Annotated in this window: 14 protein-coding genes; 7 read left to right on the forward strand and 7 right to left on the reverse strand. The window is 61.0% G+C overall.

Going from position 1 to position 19,185, the window contains the following annotated elements:
* Window positions 1-39: 39 nt before the first annotated feature.
* Together MD273_RS09455 and MD273_RS09460 are read right to left on the reverse strand one after the other, a co-directional pair.
* Window positions 40-387 (reverse strand): 4a-hydroxytetrahydrobiopterin dehydratase, encoded by a 348-nt coding sequence (locus tag MD273_RS09455; protein ID WP_239037485.1) that lies wholly within the window; start codon window positions 385-387, stop codon window positions 40-42.
* Between the two features lie 98 nt (window positions 388-485).
* Entirely contained in the window at window positions 486-2,102 is a 1,617-nt protein-coding gene (locus MD273_RS09460) for a winged helix-turn-helix domain-containing tetratricopeptide repeat protein (RefSeq protein WP_239037486.1), read from the reverse strand.
* Between the two features lie 175 nt (window positions 2,103-2,277).
* On the opposite strand from MD273_RS09460, the gene MD273_RS09465 reads away from it, so the two are divergent.
* The 5 genes from MD273_RS09465 (at window position 2,278) to MD273_RS09485 (ending at window position 10,686) form a co-directional block, all read left to right on the forward strand.
* On the forward strand, window positions 2,278-3,741 hold the full coding sequence (locus MD273_RS09465; RefSeq protein WP_239037487.1) for a pyridoxal phosphate-dependent decarboxylase family protein: 1,464 nt from the start codon (window positions 2,278-2,280) through the stop codon (window positions 3,739-3,741).
* 78 nt (window positions 3,742-3,819) lie between these two features.
* On the forward strand, window positions 3,820-5,307 hold the full coding sequence (cysK, locus tag MD273_RS09470) for a cysteine synthase A (protein WP_239037488.1): 1,488 nt from the start codon (window positions 3,820-3,822) through the stop codon (window positions 5,305-5,307).
* Between the two features lie 145 nt (window positions 5,308-5,452).
* Window positions 5,453-6,142 (forward strand): translesion DNA synthesis-associated protein ImuA, encoded by a 690-nt coding sequence (gene imuA, locus MD273_RS09475; RefSeq protein ID WP_239037489.1) that lies wholly within the window; start codon window positions 5,453-5,455, stop codon window positions 6,140-6,142.
* Window positions 6,143-6,149: 7 nt separating this feature from the next.
* Window positions 6,150-7,568: a Y-family DNA polymerase gene (locus MD273_RS09480; RefSeq protein ID WP_239037490.1), complete on the forward strand. Its 1,419-nt coding sequence runs from the start codon at window positions 6,150-6,152 to the stop codon at window positions 7,566-7,568.
* Window positions 7,552-10,686 carry an error-prone DNA polymerase gene (locus MD273_RS09485; RefSeq protein WP_239037491.1) on the forward strand — a complete coding sequence of 1,045 codons (3,135 nt, stop codon included), beginning with the start codon at window positions 7,552-7,554 and terminating at the stop codon, window positions 10,684-10,686. The genes MD273_RS09480 and MD273_RS09485 overlap by 17 nt, the downstream gene beginning before the upstream one ends.
* Window positions 10,687-10,908: 222 nt before the next feature.
* Here the strand turns inward: MD273_RS09485 and MD273_RS09490 are convergent, their stop codons facing one another.
* The 4 genes from MD273_RS09490 to dbpA form a co-directional block, all read right to left on the reverse strand.
* A complete protein-coding gene (locus MD273_RS09490) occupies window positions 10,909-12,243 on the reverse strand; it encodes a sodium ion-translocating decarboxylase subunit beta (protein ID WP_502846037.1) in 1,335 nt (444 codons plus the stop codon).
* A 13-nt stretch (window positions 12,244-12,256) separates the two neighbouring features.
* Window positions 12,257-14,044, reverse strand: coding sequence for a sodium-extruding oxaloacetate decarboxylase subunit alpha (gene oadA / locus MD273_RS09495; RefSeq protein ID WP_239037493.1), 1,788 nt, complete (start codon window positions 14,042-14,044; stop codon window positions 12,257-12,259).
* 41 nt (window positions 14,045-14,085) lie between these two features.
* Window positions 14,086-14,337 (reverse strand): OadG family protein, encoded by a 252-nt coding sequence (locus MD273_RS09500; protein ID WP_239037494.1) that lies wholly within the window; start codon window positions 14,335-14,337, stop codon window positions 14,086-14,088.
* 224 nt (window positions 14,338-14,561) lie between these two features.
* On the reverse strand, window positions 14,562-15,935 hold the full coding sequence (dbpA, locus tag MD273_RS09505; protein WP_239037495.1) for an ATP-dependent RNA helicase DbpA: 1,374 nt from the start codon (window positions 15,933-15,935) through the stop codon (window positions 14,562-14,564).
* Between the two features lie 106 nt (window positions 15,936-16,041).
* Between dbpA and MD273_RS09510 the strand changes: the two genes are divergently transcribed.
* Together MD273_RS09510 and MD273_RS09515 are read left to right on the forward strand one after the other, a co-directional pair.
* Window positions 16,042-16,578 (forward strand): DUF2058 domain-containing protein, encoded by a 537-nt coding sequence (locus MD273_RS09510; protein ID WP_239037496.1) that lies wholly within the window; start codon window positions 16,042-16,044, stop codon window positions 16,576-16,578.
* Window positions 16,579-16,654: 76 nt separating this feature from the next.
* Window positions 16,655-17,122 (forward strand): hypothetical protein, encoded by a 468-nt coding sequence (locus tag MD273_RS09515; protein ID WP_239037497.1) that lies wholly within the window; start codon window positions 16,655-16,657, stop codon window positions 17,120-17,122.
* 73 nt (window positions 17,123-17,195) lie between these two features.
* Here the strand turns inward: MD273_RS09515 and MD273_RS09520 are convergent, their stop codons facing one another.
* Window positions 17,196-19,139, reverse strand: a complete 1,944-nt coding sequence (locus tag MD273_RS09520) for a choice-of-anchor F family protein (protein WP_239037498.1) — start codon at window positions 19,137-19,139, stop codon at window positions 17,196-17,198.
* Between the last annotated feature and the right edge of the window lie 46 nt (window positions 19,140-19,185).

Genomic DNA, 19,185 nt, shown 5'->3' on the forward strand with positions numbered 1-19,185 from the left:
GGAGAAATGAAAAGTCAGGGGCAGTGAGGCCCGGAGGCCTCACTGCATGTCCTGGTACGCCTGGTCCGTACGGGCGGCCATCACGAAGTCATTCTTGTGCAGGCCGCCTATCTTGTGGGTCCACCAGCGCACTGTGGTCTTGCCCCACTCCAGCAGGATGGCGGGATGGTGGTTCTCGGCTTCGGCGAGATCGGCCACCTTGTTGGTGAATTCCTGGGCCTGAACAAAGTTGCGGAACTTGAACTCACGCCGAAGCTGTTCTTCGCCGTCCAGTTCCACAATCTCCCAATCTGGAATGTCCTTGCGCAGTTGGGCTTTTTGTTCAGCGGTGACTTTCGGTGCGTCAGCGCTGCACGCTTCGCAGGCTTGCTGTCTGAGTTCTGTCATCCGTTACCTCCATCGTTTGGCCACACTTCCACTCTGGGAACAGGTTCGGAGTTTATCAACCCGGGCACTGGCATTTCCGGCGCATCCAGAGGGTATGTTCAGCCGGCCAGAGCGGGCACCGTTTCGGGGACGCCGGCCAGGCGCAGTCCTTCCAGATATCGCTCGATCTGAGTCTGCTCTTTGAGATAGAACAGTTTTTCCCGCGCGAAGCTTACTGAGAAACCGGGCAATTCCTGACGCAGCCTGACGACGGCTGCAGCGGCTTCGGTGGGACGATTCAGGTACGCAAGCGCAACGGCGCGGTGCGCTGTGGTCCAGTACTGGCAATTGGGAATGGTGGCGGCGCGCTCCGTCCATTCGAGTGCCATCTCGTAATCGCCCTGAAAAATCATCGCCAGCGCGCCGTAGGTCAAAAAGGCCCACATCTGGGGGTCGTTCGGACTGAGGGTTATGGATTTTCGGAAGTTTCTGAGGGCCTCGTCGTATCGGGTCTCGTAGGCCAGCGAATCCCCTAGCCCGCAGTAAGCCGCCGCAAAGGTCGGGTTCAGCTCGATGGCAATCCGGTTTTCGTTGATGGCGCTGCCGTATTCCCGCCGCGCCAGCAATACCCGGGCTCGCAAGGCATGGAACGTGGCATTGTTCGGCACCAGTGCGAGGGCTTGATCACATGCCTGCAGGGCCTCGTTCAAAAGGGCTTCTGTTGGCCGGGTATCCCAGTACACCATGCCCAGGATCACGGCATAGGCCCACCAGGCAAAGGCCTCACCGAAAAAGGGATCAAGCTCCTGGCTCTGGCGCAAAAGGCACTGGGCCTCACGGTTATCCGGCCCGGTAAACCGGTAGAAGTGATACACCCCAAGGTGGTAGCAATCCCACGCCTCGAGGTTGGCCGGGCGGTTGTGGACCACCTTGTTGCGTTCGGCGTAACCGATTTCCGGTTCCAGCCGTGCCGCAATGGTTTCGGTGATGTCGTCCTGAAGGTCGAAGATATCCACTATCTGACGGTTGTAGCGGTCTGCCCATTGCGTATGCCCGGTGTGGCAATCCGTCAGGTGAACGTTAACCCGTACCCGGTCACCGGAGCGCTGGACACTCCCCTCCACCACATAATCAACGCCCAGCGTCTGCCCCAATACCTGCAGGTTCGTGGCCCGGCCCTTGAGGCCAAAGGTGGTATTCCGAGCCACCACGTCCAGCCAGCGGTGCTTGGAGAGGTTGGAGATGATGTCGGTGGTTATGCCGTCGGAGAAGTACTCCTGGTCCGGGTCGGTGGACAGGTTGGTGAACGGCAGGACGGCAACAGCGGGCTTCGCGCTGTGAGTGAATGGTTCCCTGGGTGGACAGGCGGGGCCGGGGTCTGCCGATGGTGGTTCCGGGGCCTCGCTGACAGCCACCTTTTCAGCGGCAATCTCCTCAACAGGGGCAACGAAACGAAATCCTTTCTTGTGCACGGTGCGGATGTAGCGCTGGGTCCGGCCATCATCCTCAAGTAACCTGCGGGCGATCTTGATGCGACTGCTGAGGGCGGAGTCCGAGACAATCCGGCCACGCCAGACCGTGTCGTTGATTTCTTCCTTGCTGAGCATCCGGTGGCGGTTCTGCACCAGCATGACAAGCAATTCAATCACCTGCGGTTCGGTTGCCAGGGCAACGCCGCTGCGGGTCAGCTCGAAACACTCCGTATCGAGCTCGAAGTCATCGAATCGATAGCGCATAAGCCAAGCCGGAAACGCTCGTCCATGTTTTTTGATGGTATGGCAATCTTCAGAGTTTCACCAGATTTAAATCGCCTTCCCGCCAAGCTTGGAGAGAAGGCCGAGCTTACGATAACCCTTAATGACCGAAACCGCCCAGGAGTTATCGGGTCTAACAGATGGGAGCGTCATGATCATGAACACAGACAAAGCCGAATGTGGCCACTTGGCGGAACTGTCTGCCCGGCTCGGTGAGCAGCTGGACGGGTACCTGAGTTTCCGGCACCCGGACGCCATGCAGCAGGCGGATACCTGGCGCCAGGCACTGGAACTGCCGGTCCCCGAAAACGGCGTCGGCGTCGACGCGGTGCTGGCAGAACTGGGCCAATGGGTGATTCCCAACGGCTCCCCTATTCCCAACCCCGGCTGTACCGCGTTCATCACCACCGGCGCCACCACCATCGGCGCGCTGGCCACCCTGGCCGGTTCGGTTGCGGCACCCCAACGTATCGGCCTCACAGCCTTCAACTTTCTGGAAGAGCTTTCACTGGACTGGATGGCCCGCATGTTCGGATTACCGAAAGGCATGAAGGGCCTTTACAGCAGTGGCGGTTCGGTCGCCAACCTTGTGGCCCTCGGTGCCGCCCGGCAGTCGGCGTTCGAGCGCCTGGGGATTGACCCGGCCCGGGAAGGTGTCTGCCGGCCCTGCCGCCTGTATGCCTCCGTTGAATGCCACCACTCGGTGCAGCGGGCCGCTGCGGTGCTCGGTCTGGGACGGCAATCGGTGTGCAAGATCGAAACCGACGCCGGGGGCCGGATGTCCACCACGGCATTGCGCCGCCAACTGATGGCGGACCAGGGTGAAAACCGTGTGCCCATCGCGGTGGTCGCCAACGCCGGCAGCACCAACCGCGGCGCCATCGATCCGCTCAGGGAGATTGGGGAAACCGCCCGGGCCTATTCCCTCTGGTTTCATGTGGACGGTGCCTATGGCCTGCCCGGCATTCTCGATCCACGGGTTCAGCCGCTGTATGACGGCCTCGAGCTCGCGGATTCCGTGATCGTGGACCCTCACAAGTGGCTGGGCGCTCCGGTCGGTATTGGCGCTACCTATGTGAAAGACCGGGAGCTTCTGAACCGGGCCTTCACCCAGGAGGCCGCCACCTACCTGGAGGGTTCCTGCACCACCGAGGGCGTGGCCCATTCCATGGACAACCTGGGCATCCCCTACGCCGATATGGGCGTGGAGCTGTCTGCCCCCTCCCGTGGGGCAGTGGTGTGGGCCCTGATCCGCGAGATCGGCATTGCCGGCCTGCGCGAACGGATCTGCCGCCACAACAGCCTGGCCCGGCATGTGGCCGAACGTGCGGAAGCACACCCGAACCTCGACGTCGTCTCTGAGCCCACACTGTCGATTTGCGGAATTCGCTATCTCAGTGAGCGATGGAACGACCTGAATGAACTGAACCGGCGCATCCACCGACGGATGGTTCAGCGCGGGCGGTCCATTCCCAGCACAACCGTGGTCAATGGCGCGCTGGCCATCCGCCCCTGTTTTGTGGGTGCAAGAACAACCCTGAAGGAAGCTGACGAGCTTGTGGACGAAATGCTGGCGGTGGGTCAGGAGGTGGCCCGGATGAACGAGGAAGCGGCCGGCTGAACTATACTTGAAGGATCCCTGGCGTACCCCGAAAAGGGTTAGGGCGTCCTCCTCTGGAAAACATAAAGGAGACACATCATGGGTACGCTCTACAACAGCATTCTCGATACCATCGGCCACACCCCGGCAGTGCGTATCAACAATCTCGGCCCCAAAGGGGTCAATCTCTACGTCAAGATCGAAGCCTTCAACCCCATGGGTTCGGTCAAGGACCGCCTCGCCCTTGGCGTGATCGAGGACGCCGAACGCCGTGGCGAACTCAAGCCCGGCCAGACCATCGTGGAAGCCACCAGCGGTAATACCGGCATTGGCCTGGCTATGGTATGTGCCCAGAAAGGCTATCCGCTGGTGGTCACCATGGCGGAAAACTTCAGCGTGGAACGGCGCAAGCTGATGCGGTTTCTGGGCGCGAAGGTGGTCCTGACACCGGCCTCACAGAAAGGCTCCGGGATGGTCGCCAAAGCCGAAGAGCTGGCCCGGGAGCATGGCTGGTGGCAACCCCGCCAATTCGAGAACCCCGCCAATGCCGCCGTTCACGAGCACACCACCGCAGTGGAAATCCTGGACGATTTTGAGGGTGTCGGGCTGGATTACTGGGTCACAGGATTCGGCACAAGCGGAACGCTCACCGGCGTGTCACGGGTCCTGAAACGCCAGAGCCCGGACACCCGGATCGTGGTGTGCGAACCGGACAACTCGGCAATCCTGGCCAGCGGCATTTCCCAGCCACGGAATGCCAGCGGGGACCACTCGGAAAGTCACCCGATGTTCCGCCCGCACCTGATGCAGGGCTGGTCACCGGATTTTGTGCCCAAGCTGGCGGAAGAAGTCATGCAGGCCAACAACATTGACGAGTTCCTGCCCATCAATGGTAACGACGCCCTGCAATGCGCCCGGGACCTGGCCCGCCGGGAAGGCATCTTTGTCGGCATATCCTCCGGCGCCACCTTCGCCGGAGCCCTTCAGGTTGCCGAACAGGCTCCGGAAGGTGCCAACATCCTGTGCATGTTGCCGGATACCGGCGAGCGCTACCTGACCACTCCGCTGTTTGAAGATGTAGCGGTGGAAATGACGGAAGAGGAAATGACGCTGTCACGCTCCACCCCGGGCTACCGGTTTGATATCACCGTGCCGCAGGCGCCTCCTGCTCAGGAAAAAGCCGTGGTGCTCGATCCTGCGGCAGTGGCCGAAGTCGACGACCTGATTCATGACCCGGAACACCCGATTGTCATGTTCGCGCTGGAGTGGTGCGAGTTCTGCTGGTCCGTTCGCAAGGTGTTCAGGGAATACGGCATCGACTACAAATCCGTCGACCTGGACTCCGTGGCCTATCAGCAAGGTAACCGGGGCGGTCAGATCCGTGCGGTACTGAAGGAAAAAACCGGTTGGACAACCCTGCCGCAAATCTTCATCAACGGCGAATTCGTGGGTGGTTGCACCGATGTCTTTGACCAGATCAAGGATGGCTCGCTGCTGCCTCGCCTGCAGAGCCAGCACATTGGCTTCAACCCGGAGGTTCACGTGGATCCGTACAGCATGCTGCCGGGCTGGCTGCACCCGCGCTAACCGGTAACTGACCAGCCTGGAGCGCGATCTACCGGCGGCTCCTGCGAGCCGCCGGTGCTTTCCTGAGACTCACATCACTCACTTCTTGAAATCCGAGCGCTTTCAGAATACTGTATATTTAAACAGTATTCGGAGATTTTTCCCCATGAGCGAGCTGCTGAACACACTGATGCAGGATGCCCGTGTCTGGCAGGGGCACCGGCATCGCCGGACCACACAACCCGCGGAGCCCACCGGCTACCAGGTGCTGGATAACCAGCTGGGCGGCATCGGCTGGCCTCGGGGCGCGCTGAGCGAATGCCTGCTGGATGCCCCCGGCATCGGCGAACTGCACCTGCTGCTACCACTGATGCAGCGGCTGACGAAAGCGGGCAAGAGCGTGTTCTGGCTGAACCCACCCCACACGCCCTATGCTCCGGCCCTGGCGCGGGAAGGCGTGGATCTGGACCAGGTGGTGATGATTCATACCGAAGACGCCGGCGATTTTCTGTGGACCCTGGAAAACTGTCTCCGTTCCCCGGTTACCGGTCTGGTGCTGGCCTGGCCAGGCAAACTGGCCACCCGCGAAGTCCGCCGGCTGCAACTGGCCGCGGAGGCCGGCAGCAATGTCTGCGTGCTGTTCCGGGAACGCCGGTATGCGGAGCAGAACTCCCCGGCCGCCCTGCGCCTGGAGCTGACGCCCGGCGACAACCAGGACCTGAAGGTCAACGTGGTCAAGCGCCGGGGCAGCTGGCCCGGCCAGCGCTGCAGCCTGGCCATGGCCCACCGGGCAGACCTCACGTTCCGGGAAGCCCCCCGGGTGGTACAAGGCCCCTGGAACCACTCACAGCGATAGGGTTTTCATGCTCTGGTTGTACCTGCATTTTCCACACCTGCTGCTGGACCATATCCGCCGTGACCGGGAGGACCAACGCCCTCTGGTTATCGTGGAAGGCACCGGCCAGCGCGTTACCCAGGCCTGCCCGGAAGCCCGGGACCAGGGCGTGCGTGCCGGCATGCGCCTGAAAACCGCCATCAACCTGGTTCCGGAACTGGGTATGGTACGGGCACAGCCCGAGCAGGAAGCCCGGATACTGGAAGACCAGGCAAGGTGGCTGTACCGCTACGCGGCCCACATCGTATTGGTGCCTCCCGATGGCCTCCTGGCAGAAATCGGCAGCCTGCAGAAGCTGTACGGCGGCCTGCCGGCGGTCTGGCAAACGGTGGAGCAGGCCCTGAACGAGCATCGGCTCACTGCCTGGATTGCTATTGGCCACACGCCCCTGGCGGCCCGGCTGATTGCCCGCGCTGGCAAGGGGGAATGCACGGCAGACAAGGGCCATATCCTGAGGGCGCTGGAGACTATGCCTCTGGTGGCCGCGGAGTTTGATGGGAAAACCTGCACCCGTCTGCAACGGCTGGGGCTGAATACTCTGGGCGAGGTGTTCGCCCTGCCCGCAGCGGAACTGGCCCGCCGGCTGTCGCCGGAAACCCTGGCGCACGTCCAGAAAATCCAGGGCACCAGGCCGGATCCGCAAACACCCTGGCAGCCGCCCCACTCGTTTCGCCAGCAGGCCGATTTCATTCAGGAAATCGAACACACCCAGGGGCTGCTGTTCCCGTTGCAGCGCATGTTCTCGGAGCTGGAAGACGACCTGTGCTGGCGCCAGCAGGACACCGACAGCCTGCACCTGATCCTGCGCCACCGGCACGAGGAGGACACCCGTCTGCGCATACGCACCTCAGGCCCGGAGCACCGGGCCGAGGCCTTCCTGAACCTGATTCGCCTCCGATTGGAGCAGCAGCCATTGCGGGCACCGGTGGTTGCCCTGGTGCTGTCGGTGAAGCGTTTTCTGGGGAGGGAAGCGTCCACCAGCCAGGACCTGCTGGGCGAAAACCAGGATCTGAACGAGGCCTGGCACACCCTGATCAGCCGACTGCAGGCCCGGCTGGGCGAACAAGCCCTGAAGCGGCTCTCTCCCCAGGCGGATCATCGTCCGGAACGGGCCTGGTCTGCGACAGAGGTGCGACAGAAACACAAGACCCGTCTTGCAGCTCCGGAACACCTGCCCCGGCGTCCCCTCTGGCTACTCCAGGGCCCGCAACCACTGACCGAACCACCGGCGGCCTGGTTCGCCGGGCCGGAACGCATCAGTGGCGGCTGGTGGGACGGCCAGCGGGTACACCGGGATTACTACATCGCCCAGCTGCAAAACGGCCAGCTGGCCTGGATCTTCCGGGACGTACGCGAGGGGTGGTTTATCCATGGCTGGTTCGGGTAAGGCGATGTCCGGCTACGCCGAGCTCTTCTGTTTCAGCAACTTCACCTTCCTGACCGGGGCCTCCCACCCTCACGAACTGGCGGAGCGGGCCGCAGAGCTGGGTTACACCGCCCTGGCCATCACCGATGCCTGTTCCGTAGCCGGCATCCCCCGGGCCTGGGCGGCCCTGAAAGAAAGCCCGGTCAAGCTGATTACCGGCAGCTGGTTTGAGCTGGAGGATACGCCGGCGGGGGCCGCCACTCCCCGGTTTATTTTGCTGGCCCGCACCCGCAAGGGCTATGGCCAGTTATGCCGTTTGATCACCACAGGGCGCCGCCGGGCCGAGAAAGGCCAGTACCGGCTGTTTTTCAGGGATGTGGAAACCCACGAGCTGGACGACTGCCTGTGCCTCTGGCTGCCACCGGCCATACCCGAAGCGAACGCAGACCAGGCCCTGGCTTGCGGCGAATGGTTGTACCGGCTGTTTGATCTCCGCTTCTGGATTGCCGCCGCCCGAACTCTGGAGTCCGGAGAAGAACAACAGCTGGCTCGCATCCGTTGGCTCTCCGACCAGCTACGCTGCCCCGTCACTGCCATCGGCGAGGTCCACATGCACAGCCGGGAACGTCAGCCTCTGCAGGATGTACTCACCGCCCTTCGCCACCGCACCACGCTGGAAAACGCCGGCCGCTGCCTGTTCCAGAACGGCGAACGTTACCTGCGCCCCTTGCCGGTGCTGCAGCGGCTGTTCCCCGAGGCCTGGCTGCAACAGACCCTGCGCATTGCCGAAGCCTGCACCTTCGAACCCGGCAGCCTGCGTTACGAGTATCCGCCGGATCTGGTGCCGGAGGATGAAACCCCGGCCAGCTACCTGAAACGCCTGACCCGCGAAGGCGAGCGCCGGCGCTACCCGGAGGGCACCCCACTCCAGGTCCAGGGACTGATCCGCAAGGAGCTGGAGCTGATCTCGGAGATGAAGTACGAGCACTACTTCCTCACCATCCAGGACATCGTTGCCTTCGCCCGCAGCCAAGGCATCCTGTGCCAGGGCCGGGGCTCGGCAGCCAACTCGGCGGTGTGTTACTGCCTGGGCATTACCGAAGTGAACCCGGCCAACGTGGAACTGCTGTTCGAACGGTTCATCTCGAAAGATCGCAACGAACCGCCGGACATCGACGTGGATTTCGAGCACGAACGGCGGGAGGAAGTCATCCAGTACATCTACCGCCGCTATACCCGGGAACGGGCTGCCCTCGCAGCCACGGTGATCCGCTACCGGCCCCGCAGCGCCATCCGCGACGTGGGCAAGGCCCTGGGCTTCGATCCGGCCCTGGTGGAACAACTGCTGGACGGCATCGACTGGCGGGACAAGGCCACCAACTGGCGCCAGCAGATCCTGGACAAGAACCTCACCCGCAATCCGCAGGTGGCGGACCAGTTCTTTACCCTGGTGAACACCCTGCTCGGCTTCCCCCGCCACCTGTCCCAGCACGTGGGCGGCTTTGTCATCAGCGCCGGCCCGCTGGCCGAACTGGTGCCGGTCGAGAACGCTGCCATGGCAGACCGCACTGTGATCCAGTGGGACAAGGACGACCTGGAAAGCCTCGGCCTGATGAAAGTGGACGTACTTGCCCTCGGCATGCTCTCCGCCATCCGCAAAGCGCTGGAACTGATCAGCGACCAGAAAGGCAGGCCCTTCCACATTCAGGACATCCCCCAGGAAGACCCGGCCACCTACGCCATGCTCCAGAAAGGCGACAGCATCGGCGTGTTCCAGGTGGAGTCCCGCGCCCAGATCAACATGCTGCCGAGACTGAAGCCGGAAACCTACTACGATCTGGTCATTGAAGTCGCCATCGTCCGCCCCGGCCCTATCCAGGGCGACATGGTGCATCCCTACCTGCGCCGCAAACACGGCCTGGAACCGGTGGACTACCCCAACGACGCCGTCCGCCGCGTGCTGGAACGCACCCTGGGCGTGCCCATCTTTCAGGAACAGGTGATCAAACTCGCCATGGTCGCCGCCGGCTTCTCCGCCGGTGAAGCCGACCAGCTGCGCCGCGCCATGGCTGCCTGGAAATCCCACGGCGACCTCACCCCGTTCCGGGAAAAACTCGTCACCGGCATGCTCGAACGTGGCCACGACGCCGACTTCGCCGAACGCCTGTACCAGCAGATCTGCGGCTTCGGTGGTTACGGCTTCCCCGAATCCCACGCCGCCAGCTTCGCCCTGCTGGTGTACGTCTCCGCCTGGATCAAGCGCCACTACCCGGAAGCCTTCTACTGCGCCCTGCTCAACAGCCAGCCCATGGGCTTCTACTCCCCGTCCCAACTGGTCCAGGACGCCCGCCGCCATGGCGTCACCGTGTTACCACCGGACGTCAACCACAGTCAGTGGGACCACACCATCGAGGGCCCGGACCAGCACCTGCGTCTGGGGCTCAGAATCATCCAGGGCCTCTCGGCCAGTGGCGCCGAGCGCATCCACCAGAACCGCCGGGCCAACGGCTACCGCTCCGCCGCAGAACTCCGCCGCCAGGCCGCCCTCAACCAGCGCGACATGGAACTCCTGGCCGGCGCCAACGCCATGCCGGACTTCACCGCCAACCGCCACCAGGCCTACTGGCAACTGCTCGACCACGAACAGCCCACCGAACTGTTCGCCGCAGAAGACCCGGACGACTACCAGCCGGAGCACTGCGACCAGCTCCCGGAACCCACCGAGGGCCAGAACGTCGTGGCCGACTACGCCAGCCAGGGGCTAACCCTCCAACGTCACCCCCTGGCGCTGCTCCGGGAACAGGGCCACCTCCGCTTCTGCCTCACCTCAGAACAGCTCAAAACCACCAAAGCCGGCATCCCCGTCCAGGTCGCCGGCCTCGTCACCGGCCGCCAACGCCCCGGCTCCGCCTCCGGCGTCACCTTCGTCACCCTCGAAGACGAAACCGGCAACGTAAACGTCGTGGTCTGGCTGGAAACCGCACGGCGCCAGCGAAAGCCGTTACTGACGGCCCGGTTATTACACGTGAAAGGCGTACTGGAAAGAGAAGGCGATATTGTCCATGTGATGGCGGGGAAACTGTCGGACCTGAGTCATCTGATTAACTCGTTACCGGTCAGCTCCAGAGATTTTCACTAAGTCTGTTAAAGACAACTCCCAAACCAGGTAGCGCCTGTGTGGAAACCCTGTCCAGAAATGTTGGAGGCCAAGGATGGCCGGAAACAAGCGCACATGGACGTGCTCGTAGCGGTTTCTGGACAGGGTTTCCACACAGGCGCCTCCCCAACGTTCGCAGTCTTGCAGTCCTAAAAAAGAAAACCCCGCACAAAGGCGGGGTTTCCTCAAAGCAGCGGTAAGTGATCAGCTCAACAACTTGATCATCACACCCGCAGCCACCGCAGAGCCGATAACACCGGCCACGTTCGGGCCCATCGCGTGCATCAGCAGGAAGTTCTGCGGGTTGGCTTCCAGACCAACCTTGTTGGAGACCCGCGCTGCCATCGGCACCGCAGACACACCGGCAGAACCGATCAGCGGGTTGATCTGCTCCTTGGCAAACCGGTTCATCAGCTTCGCCATCAGCACACCACAGGCCGTACCGATACCGAACGCGACAATACCCAGCGCCAGGATACCCAGAGTCTGGGCGTCCAGGAACTTGTCCGCCATCAGCTTGGAACCGACAGACAGACCCAGGAAGATCGTGGTGATATTGATCAACGCGTTCTGGGCCGTATCGCTCAGACGCTCCACTACCCCACACTCACGCATCAGGTTACCGAAGCAGAACATACCCAGCAGCGGTGCCGCATCCGGCAGGAACAGAACCACCGCAATCAGCACCACCAGCGGGAAGATGATCTTCTCCTGCTTGCTCACCGGACGCAGCTGGTTCATCTTGATGGCGCGCTCCTTGTGGGAGGTCAGCGCCTTCATGATGGGCGGCTGGATCATCGGCACCATCGCCATGTAGGCATAGGCCGAGACCGCAATGGCACCCAGAAGGTGCGGAGCCAGAACACTGGATACATAGATGGAGGTCGGGCCGTCAGCACCACCGATGATACCGATGGCCGCCGCTTCCAGGATGTTGAACTCCAGAACGCCGGTCCAGTCCAGCAGGGCTGCACCCAGAACGGTACCGAAGATACCGAACTGAGCGGCCGCACCCAGCAACATGGTCTTCGGGTTGGCCAGCAGCGGACCGAAGTCGGTCATCGCGCCCACGCCCATGAAGATCACCAGCGGCCCGATGGTGCTACCAATAACCACCGAGTAGAAGTTGTACAGCATGCCATTGCCGTAACCGAGGTCCTGTGCAACGGAGTTGGCCATTGCCATTTCAGAGTAGCTGGCTTCCTTCACAGCAACCTTGAACGCTTCCTTCAGTTCAGGCGTGACCGCCTGGCCGGCCTGGTAGGCCACATCCAGCGGCGCGGCCAGCGCAGCCAGGACCTGGCTCGCTTCGCTCTTCAGGGCGAAGTGGATGGCATTTTCCGCCGCAGTCAGGGCAAGCCCTGCCTCCGGGATGTTCGCCAGGATGCCGCCGAAACCGATCGGTACCAGCAGCAGTGGCTCAAAGCCCTTGCGGATCGCAAGGAACAGCAGAAGCAGGCCGATGGCGATCATGACCACCTGGCCGAGCTCGATGTTGAACAGGCCACTACCTGTCCAGAGTGTCATTAATTTATCCATGGAATGCTGGCCCTTATGCGATTGTCAGCATTTCATCATCAGGGGATACGGCGTCACCGACCTTGATGAAGACCTCACCGATGGTACCGGCTTTAGGCGCGCGAACTTCGGTTTCCATCTTCATGGCTTCGAGGATGATCAGCACATCGCCCTCTTCCACGGTGTCACCCGGGGAAACCAGTACCTTGAAGATGTTACCGCCCAGCGGTGCCACCAGAGGCTCACCTTCACCGGCAGCAGGTGCCGGAGCAGAGGACGCGGCCGGTGCGGAAGCAGCACCACCCTCACCCTGGATCTGGGTGATCTCGCCACCTTCGGACACCGCGACCACGAACTTCTTGCCGTTGACATCCACGGTGTACGTCTCGGGTCCTTCGGCCTTCTTGGCAGGTGCGGCGTCTTCAGCGGTCGGAACCGGCTCGAAGGCATCCGGGTTGCCACGGTTTTCCAGGAACTTCAGGCCGATTTGCGGGAACAGCGCGTAGGTCAGAACGTCGTCTACAGTGTTTTCCGCCAGCTTGATGCCCTTCTCGTCGGCCAGCTTCTTCAGCTCGTCGGTCAGCTTGTCCATTTCCGGCTCAAGCAGGTCCGCCGGACGACAGGTCACAGGCTCCTTACCATCCAGAACACGCTCCTGCAGCTCCTTGTTGAACGGAGCCGGCGCTGCGCCGTACTCGCCCTTCAGGATGGCGGAGGTTTCCTTGGAGATGGACTTGTAACGCTCGCCGGTCAGAACGTTCAGTACCGCCTGGGTACCCACGATCTGGGAGGTCGGCGTGACCAGCGGGATGTAACCCAGGTCTTCGCGGACCTTGGGAATCTCGGCCAGAACGTCGTCGAACTTGTCGGTGGCGTTCTGCTCGCGCAGCTGGTTTTCCATGTTGGTCAGCATGCCACCCGGCACCTGGGCAATCAGGATACGGGAATCGGTGCCCCGGAGGCTGCCTTCGAACTTCGCGTACTTCTTGCGGACCTGGCGGAAGTAAGCGGCAATTTCTTCCAGCAGGTTCAGGTCCAGGCCGGTGTCGCGGTCGGTGCCTTCCAGAATCGCCACCACCGCTTCGGTGGGCGAGTGACCGTAGGTCATGCTCATGGAGGAGATCGCGGTATCCACGTTGTCGATACCGGCTTCCGCCGCCTTGATGGCGGTGGCGGTCGACATACCGGTGGTCGCGTGGCACTGCATGTGGATCGGAATATCCAGCTCTTTCTTCAGGCGGCTGACCAGATCATAGGCCACGTACGGCTTGAGGATACCGGCCATGTCCTTGATGGCGATGGAATCCGCGCCCATGGAGGCGATTTCCTTGGCCAGGTCGACCCACATCTCGATGGTGTGCACCGGGCTGGTGGTGTAGGAGATGGTGCCCTGGGCGTGCTTGCCGGTCTTGCGGACCGCCTTGATGGCAGTATCAAGGTTACGCGGATCGTTCATCGCATCGAAGATACGGAATACGTCCACGCCGTTCTCGGCGGCACGGTCAACAAACCGCTCTACCACGTCATCCGCATAATGGCGGTAGCCCAACAGGTTCTGACCCCGCAACAGCATCTGCTGCTGGGTATTGGGCATGGCTTTTTTCAGCTCGCGGATGCGCTCCCAGGGATCTTCGCCCAGGTAACGGATGCAGGAGTCAAAGGTAGCGCCACCCCAGGATTCCAGCGACCAGTACCCGACCTTGTCGAGTTTCTCGGCGATGGGCAGCATGTCATCGAGCCGCATACGGGTGGCAAGCAGGGACTGGTGGGCGTCACGCAGAATTACGTCCGTAATCCCCAGCGGTTTCTTTGTGTCAGTCATCGTGTCAGCCTTCTGTTAAAAGGTTCTAATCGTGTACCGGGTCACTTCTTGTGGCGTGACCGGTATTGTGCAATCGCCTTCTTGATGGCCTCGGCGGTGTCAGGATCAACCGACGTGGGCGCCTTCGGCTTGGCACGTGGTGTTCTGGCCGGGGTTGCCGGCTCTGGCGGCGCAAACCGTCCGATCAGCTTGGACATCAGGCCGGTCGCGAACACCAGGATAACCAGGAACACGAACACGAACCCCATGCCTGCGATCATCAAATCAACGGCTTGTGACATCAGGTTATTCATATCGAATAGCTACCTGTATTGGTTTGTGTGATTTCCCCGCCTTGCCCGGTCGGACCACTTAGACCAAGGTCTAACAGTCCGATCGGGACAAATCGGGAGGCAAAATCCTGCGTAATTTACCGTTTTCGCTTTCCCTGAGCAACCTAAAGGCGATTTACCATACGGGGTTTCCGAGGCTCGCGGCCCAAATTGACAACTTTTCTGATCACTGGGCCATAACGGAATCAGGCATATCGGACACGGATTTTCCGCCCCTTGATCCGCCCCTTCTCAAGCCGCTTGAGAGCCTTGCCCGCAAGCTCCCGCTCGATGGCGACAAAGCACTGGAAATCAAACAGATCGATCTTGCCTACCGCCTTCCCGGGAATGCCCGCCTCCCCCGTCAACGCCCCCAGGACGTCACCGGGGCGGACCTTGTCCTTGCGGCCGCCGGCAATACAGAGGGTCCGCATGGCTGGCGTTACCGGACGAACAGGCACCGCGAGCAGGGCTTCGGTATCGCCCCACTCCACCGGCCGGCCCCGCGCTGCTTCCAGCTGGCTGATTTTGTGACCTTTGGCGGGCGTGCAGAGTGTTACTGCCAGGCCCGCCTCTCCGGCCCGGCCCGTCCGGCCAACCCGATGGGTGTGAACTTCCGGGTCCCTTGCCGGTTCTGCGTTGATCACCAGTGGCAGGGATTTGATATCCAGCCCCCGTGCCGCTACGTCCGTCGCCACCAGGACCGAACAGCTCTGGTTTCCGAAACGCACAAGCACACTGTCACGATCCCTCTGTTCCAGATCCCCATGCAGGGCAAGGGCCGAGAACCCGTATTCTCTCAGGTTGCCGGCCAGATCATCACACTGTTGTTTGGTGGTACAGAACACGATGCACGATGCCGGCTGCCGCTCTGAAAGCACAGCCATGACGGCCTCGGCAGTGGCAGCGGCGGGGATTTCATAGAACAGCTCGCGAATGTCCGGGTTCTCCGTGGCGGATTCCGCCCTTACATCCACCGGGTCACGCTGGTAACGACTGCTCAGCTTCCGGATGGCATCCGGCCAGGTAGCTGAAAACATCAGGGTCTGGCGGGAATCCGGAGTGTGGCCAAGGATATCTTCCATTGCGTCCTGAAACCCCATGTCCAGCATCCGGTCGGCCTCATCCAGGACAACCACACCGGCCTTGTCGAGTTTCAGCGTGCCTTTGCGCAGATGGTCCTGGATGCGACCCGGTGTACCCACGACAACATGCGCCCCATGGCTCAGCGAGCCGATCTGCGGGCCAATGGCAACCCCGCCACACAGGGTCAGCACCTTGATGTTCTTCCGCGCCCGCGCCAGCTCTCGCAGGGATTTTGCCACCTGATCCGCCAGCTCCCGGGTCGGGCACAGGACCACCGCCTGCACAGCAAACAGCCGCGGCCGAAGCCCCTCGATCAATCCGATGCCGAAGGCCGCCGTTTTCCCGCTGCCTGTCTGGGCCATGGCAATAACATCTTCACCCGCAAGACAATGGGGGAGCGCCCTGGCCTGGATCTCAGTCGGTTGTTCAAAACCGAGCTGCTGGAGATTGGCAACCATGGCGGGTGAAAGACCAAATTCTTTAAAGGAAGACATACAAGAAAATCCCGGGGAAAGGCAATGCTGGTTATGGAGGCAAAAACGAGCGCGTATACTACACCATCAGGATACCCGATTTGGTAAATAATGAACGGAGCTATCGATGGCATCCCTACAGGATCAGTTACTGAAAGCCGGCCTGGCCGACGAGAAAAAGGCCAAGGCTATCCGCAGTGAAAAACGCAAACAACGCAAACAGCAACCCAAGGGGGCGGTACAGGTCAACGAGGCGGAAATCCGCGCCCGAAAGGCCCGGGAGGAGAAGGCCGAACGGGACCGCCAGCTGAACCTGCAACGCCAGAAGGAAGCGGAGAAGAAAGCCATTCAGGCCCAGATCCGCCAGCTGGTGGAAACCAACCGCCTGGATCGCAGCCGGGGCGAGACCTCTTACCAGTTTGTGGACGGCAAGAAAATCAAGAAGATCCTCGTGGACGACACCATGGTGGATCAGCTCTCCCGGGGGCGCCTGGCAGTGGTTCGACTCGATGAGAACTACGACGTGGTACCGGAAAAAGTCGCCCGGAAGATCATGGAACGGGACGAAGGCGCGGTCGTGGTCCTGCATGATCGCAAACAGGATGACCAGGGTGAGGACGACCCTTACGCAGGCTATGAAATCCCTGATGACCTGATGTGGTAGGTACTAGTTATGACGTCCGGCACGGCAGCGTTGGACTAGACTGAACGGACATTCTCAATCAGGAGGAGATTCCACCATGAAACTGAAGAGCACTCTGATCCGCTCCGCCGGCGTTGCCATGCTGGTTACCATGACCAGCTTCCCCCTCGCGGCCCAGGAAGGAGAACCGGTCTTTGGCCGCGAACTGATGACCCAGCAGGAACTGCAGGAACACCGCCGGACCATGCAGAATCTCAATACCCAGGCGGAGCGGCAGCAATACCTGCAACAGCATCGCGAACGCATGCTTGAACGGGCCCGTGAACGCGGCGTGGAACTCCGGAACAGCCAGGGCCGCGGGCAAGGCATGATGAATGGCCAGGGCATGATGAACGGCTCCCAGGGCCAGGGTAATCGCCAGGGCATGGGGAGCGGACAAGGCCAGGGCAACGGTCAGGGCATGATGAATGGCGGCCAGGGTAACCGCGGCGGCAAAGGGTCCGGTGGCGGCAATAACGAGGAGTACAAGCTCAAGGGATCTGGTGGCCAGGGAGGTGGTGACTGACAGTTCGCCGCTTTTCCTGACACAAAAAAACGGGGCTGAAAATTCAGCCCCGTTTTCGTTTAGGCCACTTGCATCAGGCGGCGGTGTGACGCTTCCGCGCCCACAGACCGGCCAGGGCCATCAGCACCATCCCCGGCAGAACCGGATCGAACGGTGAACCCGGCTTGCCTGCGGTGCAGCCAAAGAGGGTGTCGCCATTATTCGGGGCCGTCGGGATGGCGGGTACATCAGCGGCGTCGTTCATGCCGGTGACCCGGACAGTGAATGTACAGGTTGTTTCGGTACCATCACCGGTACAGGTAGGCCATGTCGACGTATCCGAGACACTGATAGACGTGTTGATGTTAACGTTTGCCAGATCTTCAACCGGTCCCTGGACATAGCCAGGCACCCGTTCCAAAGCGCCGGACGAGGCCGCGATCTCGGCATTCATTTCATCGACAGTCACCCACGAGGAATCCGAAGCCAGCTGATACAAGCCGTCCTCGCCTTCGTCTGCAAACCAGGTGGCGTAGAGCGAACCATCCCCCGAGTTTATGACGGTGGGAGGATTGCCCGACCAATCTGCAACCGGATCGATCGTTACCGCCTGCCCGTCGATCAAGACATTGAAAGAGCCTGTGTATAGCTCCGCTGCGACCCACCGAGTGAGTGAAATGGCGTCCTGAATTGCACCGTCCGGATCGCCTTCATCGAGGGTATCAACCAATGGCTGAACGTCATCCGCAACAGTGGGATCGAAGCTCGGGCTGTTAGGATCCCACGCAGAAGCCGATATTTCTGCAGTTGCATCATCATTATCGTGATCGACTGTCACGGATTCATTGAAAACCTTTTGATACGCCTGCCAGTCAGGCGATTCCGCGGTACCTGCATTCCATGCCAGCAAAATCGAATCGTTCGCCGGATTCCCATCGTGATCGTAGAACCACCCTGTCGGCACCTGGGCCAACGGCAGCCAGTCTCCGAAAAGATCCGAGTATGGAGTCGGAATCACACCATCGGTTTCCAGAACGTCCTCAGTCGTGGCTGAGGTGCCCTCGGTAAACTCGGCAATGCTTGTGCTGAAGAACGGAAGGCCTTCGACCTTGCTGCCACCGAAAAGACCGCCGGGATACTTTCCGACCGGGCCAACGGAGAGTTTGCTGGAACCGTCCGCCACCATCCCGAAGGAAAGGCCGTCTGCTGCCGACGAGGCCATGAAATCATTGCCGACCCCAAAACCGGTTTCAAAACGGAAGCCTTGCAGACCGCCATCGGTGAGGTTCGAAAATTTGCCGATCACCCGGTAGAGCCTGGAGGCATCATCGGCGGTTACATTGAAGACCAGATCGATCGGCCCGTTGGTTTCCGTTGTCTTCAATTTGAACCGTTTGCCGGAATCACCGGGGGCCCTGCAGTTCACCTCGAGATCCGGCTGCGCCATGATACAGCCCGCAAAATCGTATACCTGCTCACCAATGGTGCCGCTGAAAGATTCGTTATAGACCGAGAGACCCAGTCCGATCTCACCACTGTCATTGACCGGGTCAAGCCAACCAAAGCTTGCGGTACCAACAGTGTCGGTATAGACCAGTGTTTTTCCGCCCACTGGCGGGACCGAGAGGTTATCGGTATTGACGCTATCCACGGTTGCCGCGAATACCGCGGGTGATGCGCCGAGAACCGAACACATGACCGCAACGGCGAGCGGCTTCCTGTCAAAATCTTTCGTTCCAAATCTCATGAGACGTCCTTTGTTAATACCTGGTTTTCCAAGGTGGCCGGTTAAACCATAGAAATACCCAAAAGAATATTCAAATATACTTTTGGAATAAAGAGGCCAAAGTTGCCTCAGCTCAAATCCGGCCCCTCTCCAGCGGTAATCCGCAGAGGGCCTGCTAATCTTTGGAGTGAACCCAATGTAAACCCTCTCGGAGCCTGGTATGCCTGTGCGGCACAAAACGATTTCGGGGCAGGAAAGCTCAGTAGCAGGTCCGGCAACGACCGACCTGGCATCGGGCGAGCCTGCGACCAAATGCCGCAGGCCACCTCCCCCTCACCTCAGCTGCATGAAGCATTAC

It is taken from the genome of Marinobacter sp. C7, from assembly GCF_022343555.1.
Classification (GTDB): domain Bacteria; phylum Pseudomonadota; class Gammaproteobacteria; order Pseudomonadales; family Oleiphilaceae; genus Marinobacter.

Excerpts from the sequence above, each read along its gene's own strand:
- MD273_RS09510 (WP_239037496.1), top strand. The coding sequence starts at position 16,042 with ATGGCATCCCTACAGGATCAGTTACTGAAAGCCGGCCTGGCCGACGAG.
- MD273_RS09490 (WP_502846037.1), bottom strand. The coding sequence starts at position 12,243 with ATGGATAAATTAATGACACTCTGGACAGGTAGTGGCCTGTTCAACATC.
- MD273_RS09480 (WP_239037490.1), top strand. The coding sequence starts at position 6,150 with ATGCTCTGGTTGTACCTGCATTTTCCACACCTGCTGCTGGACCATATC.
- MD273_RS09515 (WP_239037497.1), top strand. The coding sequence starts at position 16,655 with ATGAAACTGAAGAGCACTCTGATCCGCTCCGCCGGCGTTGCCATGCTG.
- cysK (WP_239037488.1), top strand. The coding sequence starts at position 3,820 with ATGGGTACGCTCTACAACAGCATTCTCGATACCATCGGCCACACCCCG.
- imuA (WP_239037489.1), top strand. The coding sequence starts at position 5,453 with ATGAGCGAGCTGCTGAACACACTGATGCAGGATGCCCGTGTCTGGCAG.
- dbpA (WP_239037495.1), bottom strand. The coding sequence starts at position 15,935 with ATGTCTTCCTTTAAAGAATTTGGTCTTTCACCCGCCATGGTTGCCAAT.
- MD273_RS09485 (WP_239037491.1), top strand. The coding sequence starts at position 7,552 with ATGGCTGGTTCGGGTAAGGCGATGTCCGGCTACGCCGAGCTCTTCTGT.
- MD273_RS09465 (WP_239037487.1), top strand. The coding sequence starts at position 2,278 with ATGAACACAGACAAAGCCGAATGTGGCCACTTGGCGGAACTGTCTGCC.
- MD273_RS09500 (WP_239037494.1), bottom strand. The coding sequence starts at position 14,337 with ATGAATAACCTGATGTCACAAGCCGTTGATTTGATGATCGCAGGCATG.
- oadA (WP_239037493.1), bottom strand. The coding sequence starts at position 14,044 with ATGACTGACACAAAGAAACCGCTGGGGATTACGGACGTAATTCTGCGT.
- MD273_RS09460 (WP_239037486.1), bottom strand. The coding sequence starts at position 2,102 with ATGCGCTATCGATTCGATGACTTCGAGCTCGATACGGAGTGTTTCGAG.
- MD273_RS09455 (WP_239037485.1), bottom strand. The coding sequence starts at position 387 with ATGACAGAACTCAGACAGCAAGCCTGCGAAGCGTGCAGCGCTGACGCA.